This is a genomic window from Candidatus Aquicultor secundus, from assembly GCF_002791875.1.
Lineage (GTDB): Bacteria > Actinomycetota > Aquicultoria > Aquicultorales > Aquicultoraceae > Aquicultor_A > Aquicultor_A secundus.
The window spans coordinates 5,397-20,784 of sequence record NZ_PFNG01000030.1; the positions used below are offsets into that span (position 1 = coordinate 5,397).

General features: G+C 51.3%; 11 protein-coding genes. 7 read left to right on the top strand and 4 right to left on the bottom strand.

Annotated features, from left to right (window positions below; genetic code table 11):
* Nucleotides 1-39 precede the first annotated feature (39 nt).
* From COY37_RS01020 to COY37_RS01045, 6 genes are all read left to right on the top strand, one after another.
* Nucleotides 40-1,158, top strand: coding sequence for a DegT/DnrJ/EryC1/StrS family aminotransferase (locus tag COY37_RS01020; RefSeq protein WP_286678552.1), 1,119 nt, complete (start codon nucleotides 40-42; stop codon nucleotides 1,156-1,158).
* A 96-nt stretch (nucleotides 1,159-1,254) separates the two neighbouring features.
* On the top strand, nucleotides 1,255-2,319 hold the full coding sequence (gene wecB / locus COY37_RS01025; RefSeq protein WP_286678551.1) for a non-hydrolyzing UDP-N-acetylglucosamine 2-epimerase: 1,065 nt from the start codon (nucleotides 1,255-1,257) through the stop codon (nucleotides 2,317-2,319).
* A gap of 339 nt (nucleotides 2,320-2,658) precedes the next feature.
* The gene (locus COY37_RS01030) at nucleotides 2,659-3,696 is read left to right on the top strand and encodes a DUF354 domain-containing protein (protein WP_286678550.1); all 1,038 of its coding nucleotides are present in this window, start codon (nucleotides 2,659-2,661) and stop codon (nucleotides 3,694-3,696) included.
* Between the two features lie 120 nt (nucleotides 3,697-3,816).
* Entirely contained in the window at nucleotides 3,817-4,317 is a 501-nt protein-coding gene (locus COY37_RS01035) for a DUF4330 domain-containing protein (RefSeq protein WP_286678549.1), read from the top strand.
* A 31-nt stretch (nucleotides 4,318-4,348) separates the two neighbouring features.
* Complete coding sequence (locus COY37_RS01040; RefSeq protein ID WP_286678548.1) at nucleotides 4,349-6,085, top strand: O-antigen ligase family protein; 1,737 nt, start codon at nucleotides 4,349-4,351, stop codon at nucleotides 6,083-6,085.
* Nucleotides 6,085-7,428, top strand: coding sequence for a hypothetical protein (locus COY37_RS01045; RefSeq protein WP_286678547.1), 1,344 nt, complete (start codon nucleotides 6,085-6,087; stop codon nucleotides 7,426-7,428). Before COY37_RS01040 ends, COY37_RS01045 begins: the two co-directional genes overlap by 1 nt.
* Here the strand turns inward: COY37_RS01045 and COY37_RS01050 are convergent.
* The 3 genes from COY37_RS01050 to COY37_RS01060 form a co-directional block, all read right to left on the bottom strand.
* On the bottom strand, nucleotides 7,387-9,564 hold the full coding sequence (locus tag COY37_RS01050) for an ArnT family glycosyltransferase (RefSeq protein ID WP_286975583.1): 2,178 nt from the start codon (nucleotides 9,562-9,564) through the stop codon (nucleotides 7,387-7,389). The genes COY37_RS01045 and COY37_RS01050 overlap by 42 nt on opposite strands.
* Nucleotides 9,565-11,184 (bottom strand): D-glucuronyl C5-epimerase family protein, encoded by a 1,620-nt coding sequence (locus COY37_RS01055; RefSeq protein WP_286679174.1) that lies wholly within the window; start codon nucleotides 11,182-11,184, stop codon nucleotides 9,565-9,567.
* Nucleotides 11,185-11,431: 247 nt separating this feature from the next.
* Nucleotides 11,432-12,415 (bottom strand): sugar transferase, encoded by a 984-nt coding sequence (locus tag COY37_RS01060; protein ID WP_286679173.1) that lies wholly within the window; start codon nucleotides 12,413-12,415, stop codon nucleotides 11,432-11,434.
* A gap of 201 nt (nucleotides 12,416-12,616) precedes the next feature.
* Between COY37_RS01060 and COY37_RS01065 the strand changes: the two genes are divergently transcribed.
* The gene (locus tag COY37_RS01065) at nucleotides 12,617-14,002 is read left to right on the top strand and encodes an LCP family protein (RefSeq protein ID WP_286679172.1); all 1,386 of its coding nucleotides are present in this window, start codon (nucleotides 12,617-12,619) and stop codon (nucleotides 14,000-14,002) included.
* A 5-nt stretch (nucleotides 14,003-14,007) separates the two neighbouring features.
* On the opposite strand, the gene COY37_RS01070 is transcribed toward COY37_RS01065, so the two are convergent.
* Nucleotides 14,008-15,006, bottom strand: coding sequence for a glycosyltransferase family 4 protein (locus tag COY37_RS01070; RefSeq protein ID WP_286679171.1), 999 nt, complete (start codon nucleotides 15,004-15,006; stop codon nucleotides 14,008-14,010).
* Nucleotides 15,007-15,388 lie beyond the last annotated feature (382 nt).

Genomic DNA, 15,388 nt, shown 5'->3' on the forward strand with positions numbered 1-15,388 from the left:
AAACAACGTCCCCTTTGCTAAAAGAGGGAGATATTACTTATGGCAATTCCACTGTTAGACCTAAAGGCGCAATATAACTCGATTAAGGATGAATTAGAATCCGCGGTATTAGAGGTGCTAAGGGGCGGTCGCTATATTCTCGGTCCCAAGGTCGAGGAATTTGAGAAAACCGTGGCCGAGTATTGCGGTGTGAAATATGCAGTTGGTGTGGCGAACGGCACCGACGCGCTGGTGCTCTCGCTTGACGCGCTGGGCGTCGGCCCGGGGGATGAGGTTATAACAAGCCCGTTTACCTTTTACGCAAGCGCCGAATCGATCTCACGGCTCGGCGCAACCCCGGTGTTCGTTGATATCGATCCAAAAACGTATAACCTGGTCGCCGGGCATATCGAGGCAAAAATTACTCCGCGCACCAAGGCTATTATTCCGGTACACATCTTCGGCCAGCCGGCGGAGATGGATACGATTAACGAAATTGCCGCAAAACACGGCCTCAAGGTCATCGAGGATGCCTGCCAGGCGATCGGCGCGGCATATCGCGGCAAGCAGGTGGGCTCGCTCGGCGACGCCGCGTGCTTCAGCTTCTTCCCGAGCAAGAATCTCGGAGGTGCGGGCGATGGCGGCATTGTCGTCACCAATGACGAGGAGTTGGCGGGACGGGTGCGCGCGCTCAGGCAGCACGGTAGTTTAAAGAAGTATTACCACAGCTTCGTCGGCTACAACAGCCGCCTCGATGCCGTGCAGGCCGCTATCCTTTCGGTTAAGGTAAAATACATCGATACATGGAACGATGCCCGCAGGCAGAAGGCGCAGTACTACAACGAACTCTTTGCCGGCACGAACGTTATAACACCGGTGGCGCTTGAGCACGTGCGCCACGTTTATCACCTCTATATCGTCAGGGTGCCGAACCGTGCTGATGTCGAAGCCGCGCTCAAAGCAGAGGGGATAGGGCACGGCGTATATTATCCGGTGCCGCTTCATCTTCAAGATGTCTACAAAAACCTAGGCTATCAAGTCGGCGATCTTCCGGTAAGCGAGGCCGCATCGCATGAGACACTCGCGATCCCGCTATATCCCGAGCTAAAAGAGGAAGACATGAGAACAATAGCCGACCTGGTCAAAAACGCTGTTTCAGCGCTATCTGCAGTTGATTAGGCCGAACTAGGGTAAAATCGGAGCGGATTCTCCAGAGTTCCTAACGCTTTTATTCTGGACTCTGACTCCTGGATTCTTTATAAAGAGGTTAGCGTTTTGAACATAGTAACTATCGTCGGCGCACGGCCGCAGTTTATAAAAAGCCTGCCCGTATCAAATGAGCTTAGAAAATCGAACCGTGAAATCCTGGTCCACACGGGCCAGCACTACGACCGCAATATGTCGGATATCTTCTTTGAGGAGATGGGCATTCCTAAGCCCGATTATAACCTTGGTGTTGGCTCCGGGGGGCAGGGCGAACAGACCGCCCGGATGTTGAGCAAAATAGAAGCGGTTCTACTGGATGAAAAACCCGATGCCGTTTTGATTTACGGGGATACCAACTCAACCCTTGCCGGCGCCCTTGCCGCGGCAAAGCTGCACATCCCGGTTGCCCACGTAGAGGCCGGCCTGCGCTCTTTTGATAAAAAAATGCCCGAAGAGATAAACAGAATAGTGGCCGATCACGTGTCGGATCTCCTGTTCTGCCCAACCAAGACCGCCGTCGATAACCTTAAGAACGAAGGGATAACCAAGGGCGTTGAGCTGGTCGGCGATGTGATGTACGACGCGGCGCTGCATTTCGGCAAGCTTGCCGAAGAGAAGTCGCGCGTTCTCGAGGAACTCGACCTCGCGCCCAAAGGATATCTACTGGCAACCATCCACCGCTCGGCCAACACCGATAATATCGATAACCTGAAGGCGCTCCTTGAAGCCTTTGCGGAATCCGACCGGGTTATCGTTTTCCCGGTTCATCCAAGGACAAGAAAAGTTCTTGCGAACACCGGGCTTGATAGCATAATAAAAGGGTCGAAGGTACGGCTTGTAGATCCGGTAGGGTATATCGATTTTCTAAAGCTCGAGAACAACGCCGTGAAAATCCTTACCGATTCCGGCGGCGTGCAGAAGGAAGCCTTCTTTGCGGCCGTTCCCTGCATTACGTTGCGCGATACTACCGAATGGGTAGAGACGGTTGAGAGCGGATGGAATATTCTCGTACATGTCGATAAAGACCTTCTTTTAAAACAGATTGCCGAGTTTAACCCCGTTGGAGAGCCCGCCAAGCTTTTTGGTGACGGAAAAGCCTCTTTTTATATAGCGCAACGGTTAACATCTGCGTAAAGCAGCGATATAATACTAGAGGCTAGAACCCAGAAGTCAGGAGCCAGAATCCAGAAAGAATTTCGAATTTCGAATGTCGAATTAGTGAAGGTCAAGATAGCGGGTTCTAGTAGGCAGCAGGGAGTATGCAGTAGGCAGCATAAGGATGAACATAGCAATGTAGAGGCGTAGGGGCTGGATGTCATTCTGAACGAAGCGTAAGCGAAGTGAAGAATCTCGAGCGCACCTACAGTGATTGCTACTACCTAGCGTTTAGGCGTAGTCTTACTATCTTAAGAAGAAGGTTTAATTTTGTTTCTAGTCTCAAGTCTCTAGTTTCTAAACGTGAGGTAAAATTAATTGAGCACAAACAGTTTCGACAATAAAAAGCTTCGCATTTGGATCGATATGACCAACACGCCGCACGTTCTTATATTTCGACCCGTCATTAAGGCACTGGAAGAGCAGGGCCACGAGGTATTTGTGACCGCCAGGGAGTTTGCCCAGACAAGCCAGCTCCTCAACCGCTTTGGAATAAAGCATACCCTAATAGGCAGGCACCAGGGGAAAGAGATATATCGCAAAATTTACGGGCTCGTCAATCGTACCGGCAGGCTAATGGCGTATGCGGCCGGCAAGAAGTTTAATCTTGCCGTAAGCCACGGCTCAAACGATTGTGCGGTGGCCTCGTTTTTCCTGCGTATCCCGCACGTGACCATGTTCGACTACGAGTTTGCCAAGGTTATGCATAACATCAACCTTCGCGTTTCGACCAAGGTTCTCATACCCGACCTCATCCCATCGGAGCCGCTTTACGAATACGGCGGCACCGATGAGAAAATCGATAAATACCCCGGCCTGAAAGAAGAATATTACCTGGCCGACTTTAAGCCGGACGAGGCAGTCATAAAAGAAATCGGTCTTGATATCAACAAGATCATCATCGTCTTGCGTACCCCGCCGGATGTGGCACTCTACCACCGGTTTCATAACCCGATTTTCATGGATGTTTTGCGCAAGCTTGGCCGCCGGGGGGATGTTGAGGTGGTGCTCTTGCCACGGACTCCCGAGCAGCGTAAAGAAGTCCTCGGTATGGGATTTACAAACGTGTTTATTCCTGAGAAGGCGGTCGACGCACAAAGTCTTATCTATTACTCCGACCTCGTTATCAGCGCAGGGGGCACCATGAATCGTGAGGCAGTTGCGCTTAATACCCCCGTCTACACGCTCTTCTCCGGCAAAATGGGCGCAATAGACACCCATCTTATCGCCGAGGGCAGGATGAAAAAACTCACCGACCCCGAGCAAATCGACATAAAAAAGAAGGATGTCTACAGCCAAGGCCAAACCCGCGACATAAACCTGCTGCTTGATAAGATGAAGGAGATAGCACGATAGAACGGTGAATGAGTCCGATTCAAAGGGCTATTTTATAGCTAGTCTTATGCGTCTATGCTAAGCTTATGCCTTAAGTTATAAGTTATCTTTTGAGCTGATTCAGGGGAGGAAGCAGTATTCATGGCAATAATCGATGAAAAAGGACGGGTATTCGGGCGCATCAACCTGATAGATTTCACGCTCATCCTCGGTGTGTTCGTGGTTGCGGCGATGGCATATGTCATCATGGCGAAAGCCGGCAAAGTGGCGACCATCCCCGAGGATAAAACCGTCGACTACACCGTAATCGTAAAAGCGATCCGCCCGGATGTCGCAAGCTTTTTAAAGCCCGGCGACCTCGTTAAAAAGCAGGTAACCCAGGGGCCGATCGGCACCATCAAAAAAGTCGAGCTTAAACCGGCCCAGGAAGTTATAGATACCGCAGACGGTCGCATGATGCTGGCCACCTCACCGGTTAAAAAAGACGCCTACGTAACTATAGAAACCAAGGGACGTGTCGGCAACGATATCATCGCTACCGGCAACGAAGTACTGCGCGTCGGAGACAGGTTCAACATGATCACCAAGTGGTTTCTTGGCGACGCGGTTATCATCGATATGTCCGTCAAGGGCGACCAGTAATACCGCCGTTCTTCGATAAAGAGAGGTTACCTTGTCAGAACTGGTCGCAGCAAGAAAAACATCCATACCCGCATATGCCGCTGTCGTTATCCTGGGTAGTGCGGTCGGTGTTGCCGGCGTACTTCTCAGTACCAACCAGTTTATCGCGCTGCTGGCAGGCTTACTCCTTATGGCGATAGCACTGGCTAAAACCGAATTCGCCATCGCGCTGCTCGTAGCCGTGGCGCCGTTGACCAATCTTAAAGTAGACCTGGGGCCTATCCCGCTCGATGCGGTCACTATATGCACCGCCATCGTTATTTTCTCCTATGCCATCAACAACCTTGGCAAAAACGAGAACCGCATCTCACCTCCATTTTCCTGGGCGTTTATCGCATTTCTCGTCTTTGGGGCGGTCTCGGCGGTCGTGGCGCCATCGATTGTCGACTCGGTCTCGGTTCTCACCCGATTTATAGGATATTTTTTGCTGGTATACATCATCGGCAACTCCATCAAATCGAAAGAAATGCTGACTAGAATACTTGTCCTCATGGTCGTAATAGGCGCGCTCACGGCACTTTTTGGGATATATCAGTACCTTTACGAGCCCCAGACGGCCAAAATCGGGCTCTACGATCTCGATCAGGAGGTTGCGGCGAGGGTCGGCTCGACATTTGAGAACCCCAACTTCTATGCCGAATACCTGGTGCTGTTAATACCGATCGGCCTTGCTCTCGTGCTCGGCTCGCGTGGACTTTTCAGGCGGTTTATGATGGGTGGGGCCACGCTCCTGATGTTTGCCGGGTTAATCCTTACTTATACAAGGGGGAGCTGGCTCGCCACCGGCATCGGTGTCATTCTCATGTCGCTTCTAACCAAAGCCTGGCTGTTCTGGGTTTGGGTGGGCTTATTTGCGGTTGCATTTGTTGCCGCGCCGGGTGTGGCAAGCCGCCTGGAGAGCATCTCCAACGTTACCGGCGGCACAGCCGGCTTCAGGATGAAGCTCTGGCGTATTGCAAGCGGCATCATTCAAGAGCATCCCCTGCTGGGTATCGGCATCGGCAATTACTATAACGTCTTTACCGAGTATATCTTCAGGCATCCCGAGCTAAGCGTTGGCTGGGTTATCTACGGCGCACATAATTCTTACCTTACGATCTGGGCCGAGACGGGTATCTTCGGCATTATCTCTTTTATAGCGATTATTCTGATCTCCATAAAATACGGGCTCTACCTGGCGCAGGCTAAAGCCAAGGATAAATATCTCTCCTGGATAAACTCAGCGATTTTCGCCGGGGTCGTCGGGTTCTCGATCAACAGCCTTACGAGTAACAGCTTTCACCATCCGCAAGGCGCGGTGTTTTTCTGGATAATGCTTGGGCTTCAGGTTGCGATAAACGGCCTCGAACCGGAACCATCCAAGACTGAAACCACGCCGGCCGTTGCGGGGAGTCTGATTTTACGACCGTTCAGGGTCTCGCTTATCGCGTTAAAAGCGGCGTACTTAAGCCATCCCGTACACAAGTTTTTTGCCGGGCTGGGCGGCGCCTGGAGGAAGAGCGATATTGCCAACTGGCTTTATAAAAAGCCCGCCGCACCGGCGTTTTTCAGAGAAAGCCGCAGTTTCAAGCCGGTTCTCGGCTTCTTTAAGACATCGCGCGTGTGGTTCGAGAATTCCTGGTTGTTCAGCATGCTTCGGGACGTCGGGGCGAGGCCGTTTATCACAGCGGCGCTCTTTATCACAGCAACAGCGCTTGTTCGCTTCCTGACTACGACGGTGGTCCGCTAATGAAGCGGGCTCACAATACCCGCCGTCTGAATATCTTTTCACCCGAGATCTTTCTGCCGGTGTTCGTAGCCGCTTTTTATCTTGCCGGGCTGGTCCTGGTGCAGTTTTCACTGCGCGCGCTGGTTGTGGTTACAATCGGTATCGCCGTCTACCTGGCAGTTACTATGCTAACGGGACGTTTTGTCGATGGCAGGGGTTCGGGTATGCCGTCCGAGCAGGGGTTTCTTCCCGAGGGATATTTCGAGCGCCTTTTGCTCGCGCTCCTTGTCGTGTTCTTAGTGGATTTAGCGCTTAAGGGCGCACTCCCAATCACCATCAGGGTGCCCCTTTACCTGGTGTTTATCTCGGGAGTTTTTCTCTTACTCGGTCGCGTCGGCTCAAAGCTCACCGGGTTCCATTACCTGGCCCTGGGCTTGGTCATGATACTTGTTTACGTCGTGCCGGCATTTGCGCGCTACGGGCTCTACGGCGTGTACCTCAACCGCACGGGCGGCCTGATGCCCGCGTTTTTGGTCGGGATGGGGACGATAACCACCATTTACGGCCTGTTGAAAATAGCCTCCGGGCTTACCAAAAACCGGCTTTTTGCGATGATCGGATTTATCACGCTTATCGCAGGTCCGCTCATGGCCGCCATAATCGGCTACCGCGCGTACGCGATTATCTACATCATGCCGCTTATTTTTCAATACTACCTGGAGAGAAAGCCCGCATATGGCATCAAGGCAGGGGGTAAGGCTGCGGCGGTCATCATTGCTATTTTCCTCTACACGTATTTTGCCACGTCTGTCGCCAGGGGCGCGATTTATGCCATGGTGCCGCTTGATCCCGGGAAAGCTCCCGAGCGTGTCGTCGCCTCCATGAATGCCGGGCACTATACCGATAAGGACATGGTGGTTACCAACAAAGAGGCCCGTCAAAAATTTATAACCCGGCCGCTGTTCACCTATAGGGTATTCCTGGATGTACTTGACAGGAGCTTTCCCTGGGGGACATCGCACGGCAAGTTAATCCTGTCGCTCATGCCGGGGATTACGAAGGGGAGGGCCACCACCATAAGCATCCTCAAAAAACCTTTGTCCACATCGTTTTTCGGGCTCTCGTTTCTGGAATTCGGGTTTGCGGGGGTTGCGTTTTACGCCGCGCTTCTCGGTTTTTGCCTGGCGGTGTTGTCTCGCCTTAAGGACCTCAAAGTGTATGCGCTGGTTCTTACCATCATCATGCTCTGGCTCGATACCGGCCCCTCCGTGTGGTGGCACTGGCTGCCGTTTGTGAGCGCAGTCGTGATATTCGTTGCCGCGTTATCCGTTGATCTTATAAAGCCAAAAATCGCCGGACCTTAGCACGGCTTTTAATCGCCCCTCTTTAATAAGCAGGTCCAGGTTTTCCGTCATCGGCCGGTACACGACGCTAAACGGCGAGGTCTTCGGCAGGGCGTAGGTATATCTTCTAATTTCATCGGTTGCAAAGACGTAATCAACCTTCTCATCCTTAAAAATGCGCATTAATTGATCGGGACTTTTGATGTTGATCTGGTCGATGCGCCCGTTATTGAGCGGGTTTAGCATCAGCAGTGGGCGCTTATTAAGGTAATAGGCGCGATTATCGATAACCATGGCGATCTTCTTATCCGCCGGGATACGCCCGTTTATAAACCCCGACATACGCGCCAGCGTATTGCGCTGCGTAAACTGACGGTGGCTTGTAAGGGCAAGACCGATCTCAAACGCCTTATACTGGTCGACAACCAGCACGAAGGTATTCGCCAGAACCGCGACCCCAAGCATCAGCGCAATCATCGCACCCGGCACGCGTTTGCCGCCTACAAACCGGTCGATTCCCGCAGCAACCACGATTATCAATAGCACGATTCCCGGTATGGCAAACCGGGCTACCTGCGCTAAAAGCAGGGCCCACGGGATCAAGAATCCGGCGGCGGCCAGCAGGGGGATAAACACCGAGCCTTTAAGAATCCGGTTCCTTTTAAAGGCAAACGGCAGAAAGGCTACAAGGGCCGGCCCTATTGTCATCTCTACAGGCTTCCTGATCGTCAATTGCCACAATACCGCCAGGTTCCCGAGTGCCCCTGTTGCCACGAAGTTGGCGTTTCTAACCGTATTCTGAAAGACCCGGGTTGCGGGGGCCATCCAGTCACGACCGCCGAAAACCGAGATGAGCATCGGATACACCGGATTTCCGGTAAAGAGGTAGTTCTTTACCAGCCATGGGCCTACGCCGACGAAAGCCGCCATCGCGAAAACGCCAACTGTTTTGACGGTACCCGCCACAGCACCCGGCTCTTTCTTCTTAGTCGTCACCAGTAAAACTATTGCTAGCAACCCCACGAAAAACAGGGTGAAGAACCCCGAGTACTTGCTGCCCGCAGTCACGCCAAGCATAAAGCCCGAAAGGTAAAACCATCCGTTTCTTCTTGTTTCCCACCAGGCCACAAGCGCATATACGGCCGCCATGGTAAAAAGCGCCAGCACGGTGTCGTTGTTGTTGACCGGCACTTTGTTTATAAATACCGATATCGTGAGCAACAGCGCCACGCTTATAACACCCGCGCGGTATGAGTAAAAGCGCCTGGAAAAAACAAAGACACCGAGAACCAACCATACCGCCATGAAATAGCTTACAAGCTGGGCGACGGTATCGTCTTTTACGACCATCGCGAGCATAAACAGCATCTCGCCGTTGAGCGGGTAGTCCGCCGGCATAAAATCGCGCACGTAATATATCTTATGCGCCAACATGTAGAACTTCGGCACGGCGATATGGTAAAGCAGGGAGTCGTAATTCCAGGTGGGTATCCATGCGGCAATGAAACTCAATCCCAAAAGGACGGCAATACCAAGCGAGAGGGGGTTTGGCAAGACGCTGAACCCTAACTTCTTAGCGGTTCCCGGAGCCACTGTCGTACTTATCCTGTAGGCGCCCAGCAGCGCCGGTACCAGTGTGAGAATCCTGAACGGCCAGATATAGACGGCCCCGATTGCGCCGGCTAAAAACACGAGCACGGCCATAATCCCAAGCCCCGTCGAAATCGACAGAAATGCCCGCTCAAGCCCGTTAACCCCAAGCCGTAACCGCTGCAAAAGCAGGTCCCCGACGTAGAAAGCCGCAAGGATAATGCCTGCCAGGTAGACGATCTCCTGCAGATTGTTACCGAGGTATCCCCTAAAGTCGCCTCTCGTTGCGGCGATGATAAACGAGACCCCAACTGCCACCCCCAGGACCCCAACTGCCACCCCGGGAAGCTCGCTAAAATCGACAACCGAAGCCCCCCGGCGCCCCTTTACCAGATACCACATAACGCTGTAGAGCCCTAGGGTTGCTATGATCCCTATGCCGAGCCTAACCGCTGAGGCCGTACCCGGGTAAAAAGAAAATACCTTGAAGAACATGACGTACACAAAAGCAGCCCACGCTAAGGCCAGGAACGATACGATGTGCTTTGTCGCCGGCTTAGACCACATCTATAATTGTCCTCTGCTTGAAAGCTTATACAACATATTTGCGGCCTGCTCGCGTGTTATCTTTAACTCGGGGCGGAAGTAGTCGGGTTCATTTTTCTCTGTTGATACTGCAAACGCTTTGCACAGGATTGACGCCATATCGGCGCGGCTTATATAATCGTCCGGGTTGAAAAGGCCCTTGTCGTCGGTTAGCCGCACACCGTTATCAAAAGCGGCCTCGATGTAGCCCCAATCGGCGCGATCCCGCTTGATATCGGCGTAATATCCGCGGTAGTACGTCGAGGGTTTCCAACCGCGCATCCGGGCAAGCCAGCGGACAAATTCGCTCTTGCTGATCTGTGTCTGCGCGCCAAACCAGCCGTCCGTGCTGGTTATCACACCTCTCTCCGTAAGGGTGGATATCGCTTGAAATGACGGGTGTGTCGGCGGAATATCGATAAACCTGTTTTTAAGATAGAAACCAAACTTATCCGCATACGTCTTAAATTCAGGGACGTTCGTAATATCGTAAAGTTTCTTAAGCAAATCGACATGAATTTTATGATACCCGTAACTCGCCCGGTCGCCGGCCAGTAGCGAATAATTGGACCAGTACCCCAGGTCGTATTGCTGAAGGTGCGATTTGGCCTCATTCACCCCGGCCATAAACAGCCGCTGTGCCTTGGGATTATGAGTTACCTCATAATAATTGTGTATGCTATCGAGGGTAAATAAAAACCCGTTAAGGATGTGCAGCTTGTTGGTGGCTGCTACTTCCAGGTACCAGTTGCCATGCTCGTCGGTATCGGTCACGCCGCCTTCATTCCATGGAACCTTGAACGAATTCAGAATAAACTCGCCCGCTTTGACATATTTCTTATCACCGGTTATCTTGTATGCCTTGCCCACGACATCAAGAACCAGGCCTTGCGCCATACCCGATGCCCACGGGGCGGGGAAATTATACTTGTTAAACTGCAAATCAAAGCAGTACTGCCACAGATAATACTTGCCTACGCCCGGATACTCCTTGACCGTTGCGTTATCAAGCAGCTCGTCCGCGATTTTGACCACCTTTTTGTAATTACCCTTCGCATAATAATCCATGGCAAGGTTCGCGGTAGTCACGGGATTAAAGTGGACGCCGTAATTTGGGTAATACACATACGCCAGGTTGCCGCCATCGTAATTCCACAAGATCTGCGCGCTTTTCGATGCGGTATTGCCTGCGCTGAAATAGCTGATAGTCTTTGCGATATCCTGTTTTAACGTCTTTGAGTTCGTGCTCGACGCAGAACCCCCCTTATCGATTTTCTTAAGGAGGACGAGGTTGTAGTTGAGCTCGGCGGCCTCGCGGTTTTTGCCCTCATATTCAAGCTCTTTCTTGGCCCTCTCCATCGCACTGAGACTTATAAGCCTGGTAACGGGTTTTTTCAGGGCAATCTTTGGCTTTGGGTGTTCGGGAATAGGCGCGATACTCGCAGGCAAGGAGGGAAGGGCTTCCTTGTTAAGCTTAGGAACGACAGTCGCAAACGATCCCGGATAAAAATATGCCCACAGCAAAACCGACATGCATGCTACGGCAAGCTGTTTTTTAGCCCCGAATCTGCGTTTTTTCTTGATCTTATAGTAGTAAAGCATACAAAAGCATACCGTTTTCTTAAAGTGAAAATCTTACGTAAATTCTGTTGTCTTTATTTTACCCCAAATTACGCGGATTTATGCCATCGGTTGCTTGCCGGTTATGCGCGAGAGTTGCTACGAAAAGCGTGCGAAGAGGTATCCTATGGGTACTACCTGCAGTAATTATATAACGGATACCCTTTTAAGTACAGGCCTATCGCATTATAGATGGGATGCTTGATTCGTAAGAGTAGCAAGCGAAATGCTAATACGCCCCGTGTCGTGCGAGGACCTGCCAGATGGTGACGAGTATTATCTTAAGATCGAGCCAGAGAGATTGGCCGTCGACATAGGCCAAGTCCATATCCATGCGCTCGTCAAACGTAAGATTTCCGCGGCCGTTGATTTGCGCCATGCCGGTAAGCCCCGGTTTAACCTCAAGGCGCTTTAGCGTCCTGGTCTCCGATGCCTCAAGCTCATCCGGCACCAGGGGACGCGGCCCGACCAGGCTCATCTCGCCCTTCGCAATATTAATAAACTGCGGCAGTTCATCAAGGCTCGTTGTACGCAAAAACTTACCGAAGGGAAAGACGCGGGGGTCGTCTTTTATCTGGCACGACTGATCTTCTTGCTCTTTCAGAAGTTGCAGTCTGTCCACGACATCGTCCGCATCCTGGATCATCGTCCTGAACTTAATGACATTAATGATGCGCCCATGCTGCCCGACCCGTTTCTGGTGAAAAAATGTCGGCCCGGGTGAGGTGATCTTGATGATAAATGCAACTCCCAGCATGATAGGGGCAAGCATCAAAAGGATGATGATGCTTACAAAGAAATCTAGAATCCTCTTAATCACCGGATAGAGCGCCATGTTGCGCTGGCTGACAGGAGCGTAGCGGGCGCGTTGCTCGCCGATCACACCGCCGAACATAAGGAGCGTGAGTATCGGGATATATCCGAGAAGTTTGATATGAATCGGGAAGGGGAGTACCGCGTGCACATGCAGCAGCGAAGCAAGCCCCTTAAAGAGAAAATATCCGATAATTCCCCAAATCCAGCCGTCGGTTCGAGATCGCCACCCGGCCCAATAACCGCAGAAAACTGCGGTTAGGTAGTGCGCGATGCTGATAAGTACAACGGCCACCCAATCTTCCGGTGCCAGCAACCATTTATACACAAAGACGAACGACCAGAAGAGCGCAAACGACAGAATACCCGATTCGATTATCGCGCGGAATTTGTTAATCATTGATTTCCCTTAAAGTCCACATCCTGTATAGTGTAATAGGCTTTCTTTGTCATATCAAGGGAGGTTTATTACAACCCCCACATAAAACCCGCAAGTTATTCCGATATTCGTTTTGAATTATTGTAGCGAGGAAATCTATTATTGAGGGCACACTGGCGTTTATGCTACCCTTGACGATAGGTTATTTTTAGGAGGAGTGTTTTGTACGTTGGCAAACATGCAGTTGATAAACCAAGAAAGACGGGATACTTGCGCATATTAATCCTCTGGTCACTTGTCTTATCTCTTGTCATAGGCGGCGCGGGCTTCGTATATGCCCGTTTCCTCGAGGAAAGAATCCATGATACGTCGGATTTTGCGAAGAGCGGTAGTGACCCTAAAAGCGTTTTAGTTCAAGAAGAAGGCAACCAGCCGGTAACTTTTGTTATGCTTGGCTGCGATAAGCGGGCGGCGCTTAAAGACAACCCCGGGCGTTCCGACACTTTGATGGTCTTAAGAATGAACCTGGAAAAAAAGATCGCCTATCTCATCTCGATACCCCGGGATGCAAGAGTCGAGATTCCCGGCTACGGTCACCAAAAAATAAACGCCGCCTACCAGCACGGCGGGCCCGATCTCGTAATCGAGACAATCAATAACCTCTTTGGATTTGATATCAATCACTACATTCTCGTCGATTTCGAAGGGTTCAGGCGGATAGTGGATGATCTTGGGGGTATCGACATCAACGTCGAAAAAAGGATGCGCGACCATTTTCAGGGCAGGGACATCGACATCCCGGCCGGCATGCAGCACTTCGACGGCGCCAATGCGCTTGATTATGTTCGAATTCGCCATGTCGATGATGATTTCGGCAGGATGGGCCGTCAACAGCAGTTCATCAAAGCCGTTCTGGATAAGGTGATGAGCTTCGGCGGCGTCTTCAGAATTCCAAGTCTGGTCAATACGGCATCAAATTACGTAACGACCGACCCTTCCGTTGGTGTCGCACAGATGATCAGGTACGGAACGATGATGAAATCCATCGGTCGTGAGAATCTGCATATGATAACGCTCCCCGGCGAAGCAAAGATGATTGGTCCGGTTAGCTACGTAATCCTGGATCAGCCGAAGGTTGATTGGCTGGTCTACCGCATTAAAAACGACATGCCGTTCGAGCTTACGGCAGAAGAAAAGCAAAACGAGAACATAAAGATCGACGTCCAAAACGGCAGCGGAAAGCCGGGGATGGCAAAGGTTATGGCCGATAAGCTCACTGCATTCGGCTATAAGATCGAAGGGGTCGGAAACGCCCAGAGCTTCAACCATCACGAGACAAAAATTATCGCCGTTCCCGGAAAAGAAGAGTTGGCGCAAAGGGTAAGAGACCAGCTCGGTATCGGGAGTATAGTTAACGAGGGAGACATATCGGATACCAACAGCGGCGACAGCGGTGGCAATGGCAGCAGTGTTTCAGGAACAGCCGATGTCATGGTCATCGTCGGTAAAGACTTCGCCCAAACCGCCTCCACACTTAGTATAAGAGCTAATACAGGAGCTAATACTGGAGTCAAAACCGGGGGCTCAGGAACTATTAACCAGCAGTAAGACTTCTATATTGTGGGGCTTGGCGAGCGGCCTTCTTCGTAAATCTTAGCCAACCGTTCGGCAACCGAAACGTAATCGTGGTATTTAACCACCCAATCCCGGCCGGCAACACCGATCTCCTCACACAGCTTGGTGTTACCCAATAGCTCTTCGGTTCGCTCGACAATCTCGTCTTCTTCTCTTGAAGATATCAGCGGCGGCGTCTCCGCATACCAATCTCCGTACTCAAATACGCTGATTACAGGTCGTGCGCACGCCATCGCCTCCATCTCCGACATTCCCATGATGCCCAGCTCAAATTGGCCGATGATCACCCGGTAGTTTGGAATAAGCTGCGCGATTTCCTGATGTGTTACCTTGGGTATGAAATTCACGAAGTCCTTATCCTTAAATCGCTCAAGATCCGGCCCCCAGAGAAACGCGTCGATTTGAACGGAGGGATTGCGTTTTTTCAACTTCTCAAGCGCGCTAAACGCCAGGTCTATCCCTTTAACTTTATCGATCCGGCTAATGAGAAGAACCTTCCCGTGAGTACCGTCAAACCCCTTGGGCTCGAACATCTCGGTCTGGATCGGGTTCGGTAGAAACATAGCGTCGGGGCGCACTTTATCGGCATGCACTTTTAAGTCCGGGGTCGAGTAAAAGACTTTATCGGCCCTATTCAGGCTCATGGTCGTGGGCGTTTTAAACAGGGGATGGTAGAGATTGCGCCGGATATCGGTACCGTGGCAGTGCAACCAATAAGGATATCCGCCCAGTATTCCGAGAACGCCGAAATAGGCGTAATGGATGTGCACGATATCATAGCGCTCCTTGCGAATCTGAGCCGCAAGCGCCCGCGCATCCGTAATCCTGTTTGTTATAACCCGAAGCTTGCCGAACTTCCCCGATTTATTAATTCCCGTATAAGGCTGGTAAAGGGTGGCATCAACACCAACCTTTTTTAATCCTTTAACCAATCCATCCGGCACATTAGCGACGTTATTTATGTGCAACACTTTCATTCTTGGTCTTTCTGTTGCGGTTTTACCTAATATAATAGCATGTTTGCAACGAATGGCTTAAACGGTGAATGGGTGAGTCGGTGAATGGGGTGTGGGTAGAGAGGGTTGGTAAGAGCGAGTGGCGAGTAGCGAATGGCGATTAATTGTCATTCTGAGGCGATAGCCGAAGAATCTCGGTGCACCCACAGCGACTGCAACTTACTAGAGTCTAGGCGTAGCTTAACTATTGTAAGAAGAAGGTTTCCCCCCAGACCCTCATCCCATTCACCGATTAACTTGACTGACGGTTGGCAATGCAATAGTAAAATGGTAGACTTAATGCAGATGCACTAGTAATGCAGCAATGCGCTAGTCATATATTCGACCGCCCGCTCGACCGATT

Bases quoted from the DNA above. Each gene is read 5' to 3' on its own strand.
- COY37_RS01020 (WP_286678552.1), top strand. From the start codon at position 40: ATGGCAATTCCACTGTTAGACCTAAAGGCGCAATATAACTCGATTAAG.
- COY37_RS01035 (WP_286678549.1), top strand. From the start codon at position 3,817: ATGGCAATAATCGATGAAAAAGGACGGGTATTCGGGCGCATCAACCTG.
- COY37_RS01045 (WP_286678547.1), top strand. From the start codon at position 6,085: ATGAAGCGGGCTCACAATACCCGCCGTCTGAATATCTTTTCACCCGAG.
- COY37_RS01050 (WP_286975583.1), bottom strand. From the start codon at position 9,564: ATGTGGTCTAAGCCGGCGACAAAGCACATCGTATCGTTCCTGGCCTTA.
- COY37_RS01055 (WP_286679174.1), bottom strand. From the start codon at position 11,184: ATGCTTTACTACTATAAGATCAAGAAAAAACGCAGATTCGGGGCTAAA.
- COY37_RS01060 (WP_286679173.1), bottom strand. From the start codon at position 12,415: ATGATTAACAAATTCCGCGCGATAATCGAATCGGGTATTCTGTCGTTT.
- COY37_RS01070 (WP_286679171.1), bottom strand. From the start codon at position 15,006: ATGAAAGTGTTGCACATAAATAACGTCGCTAATGTGCCGGATGGATTG.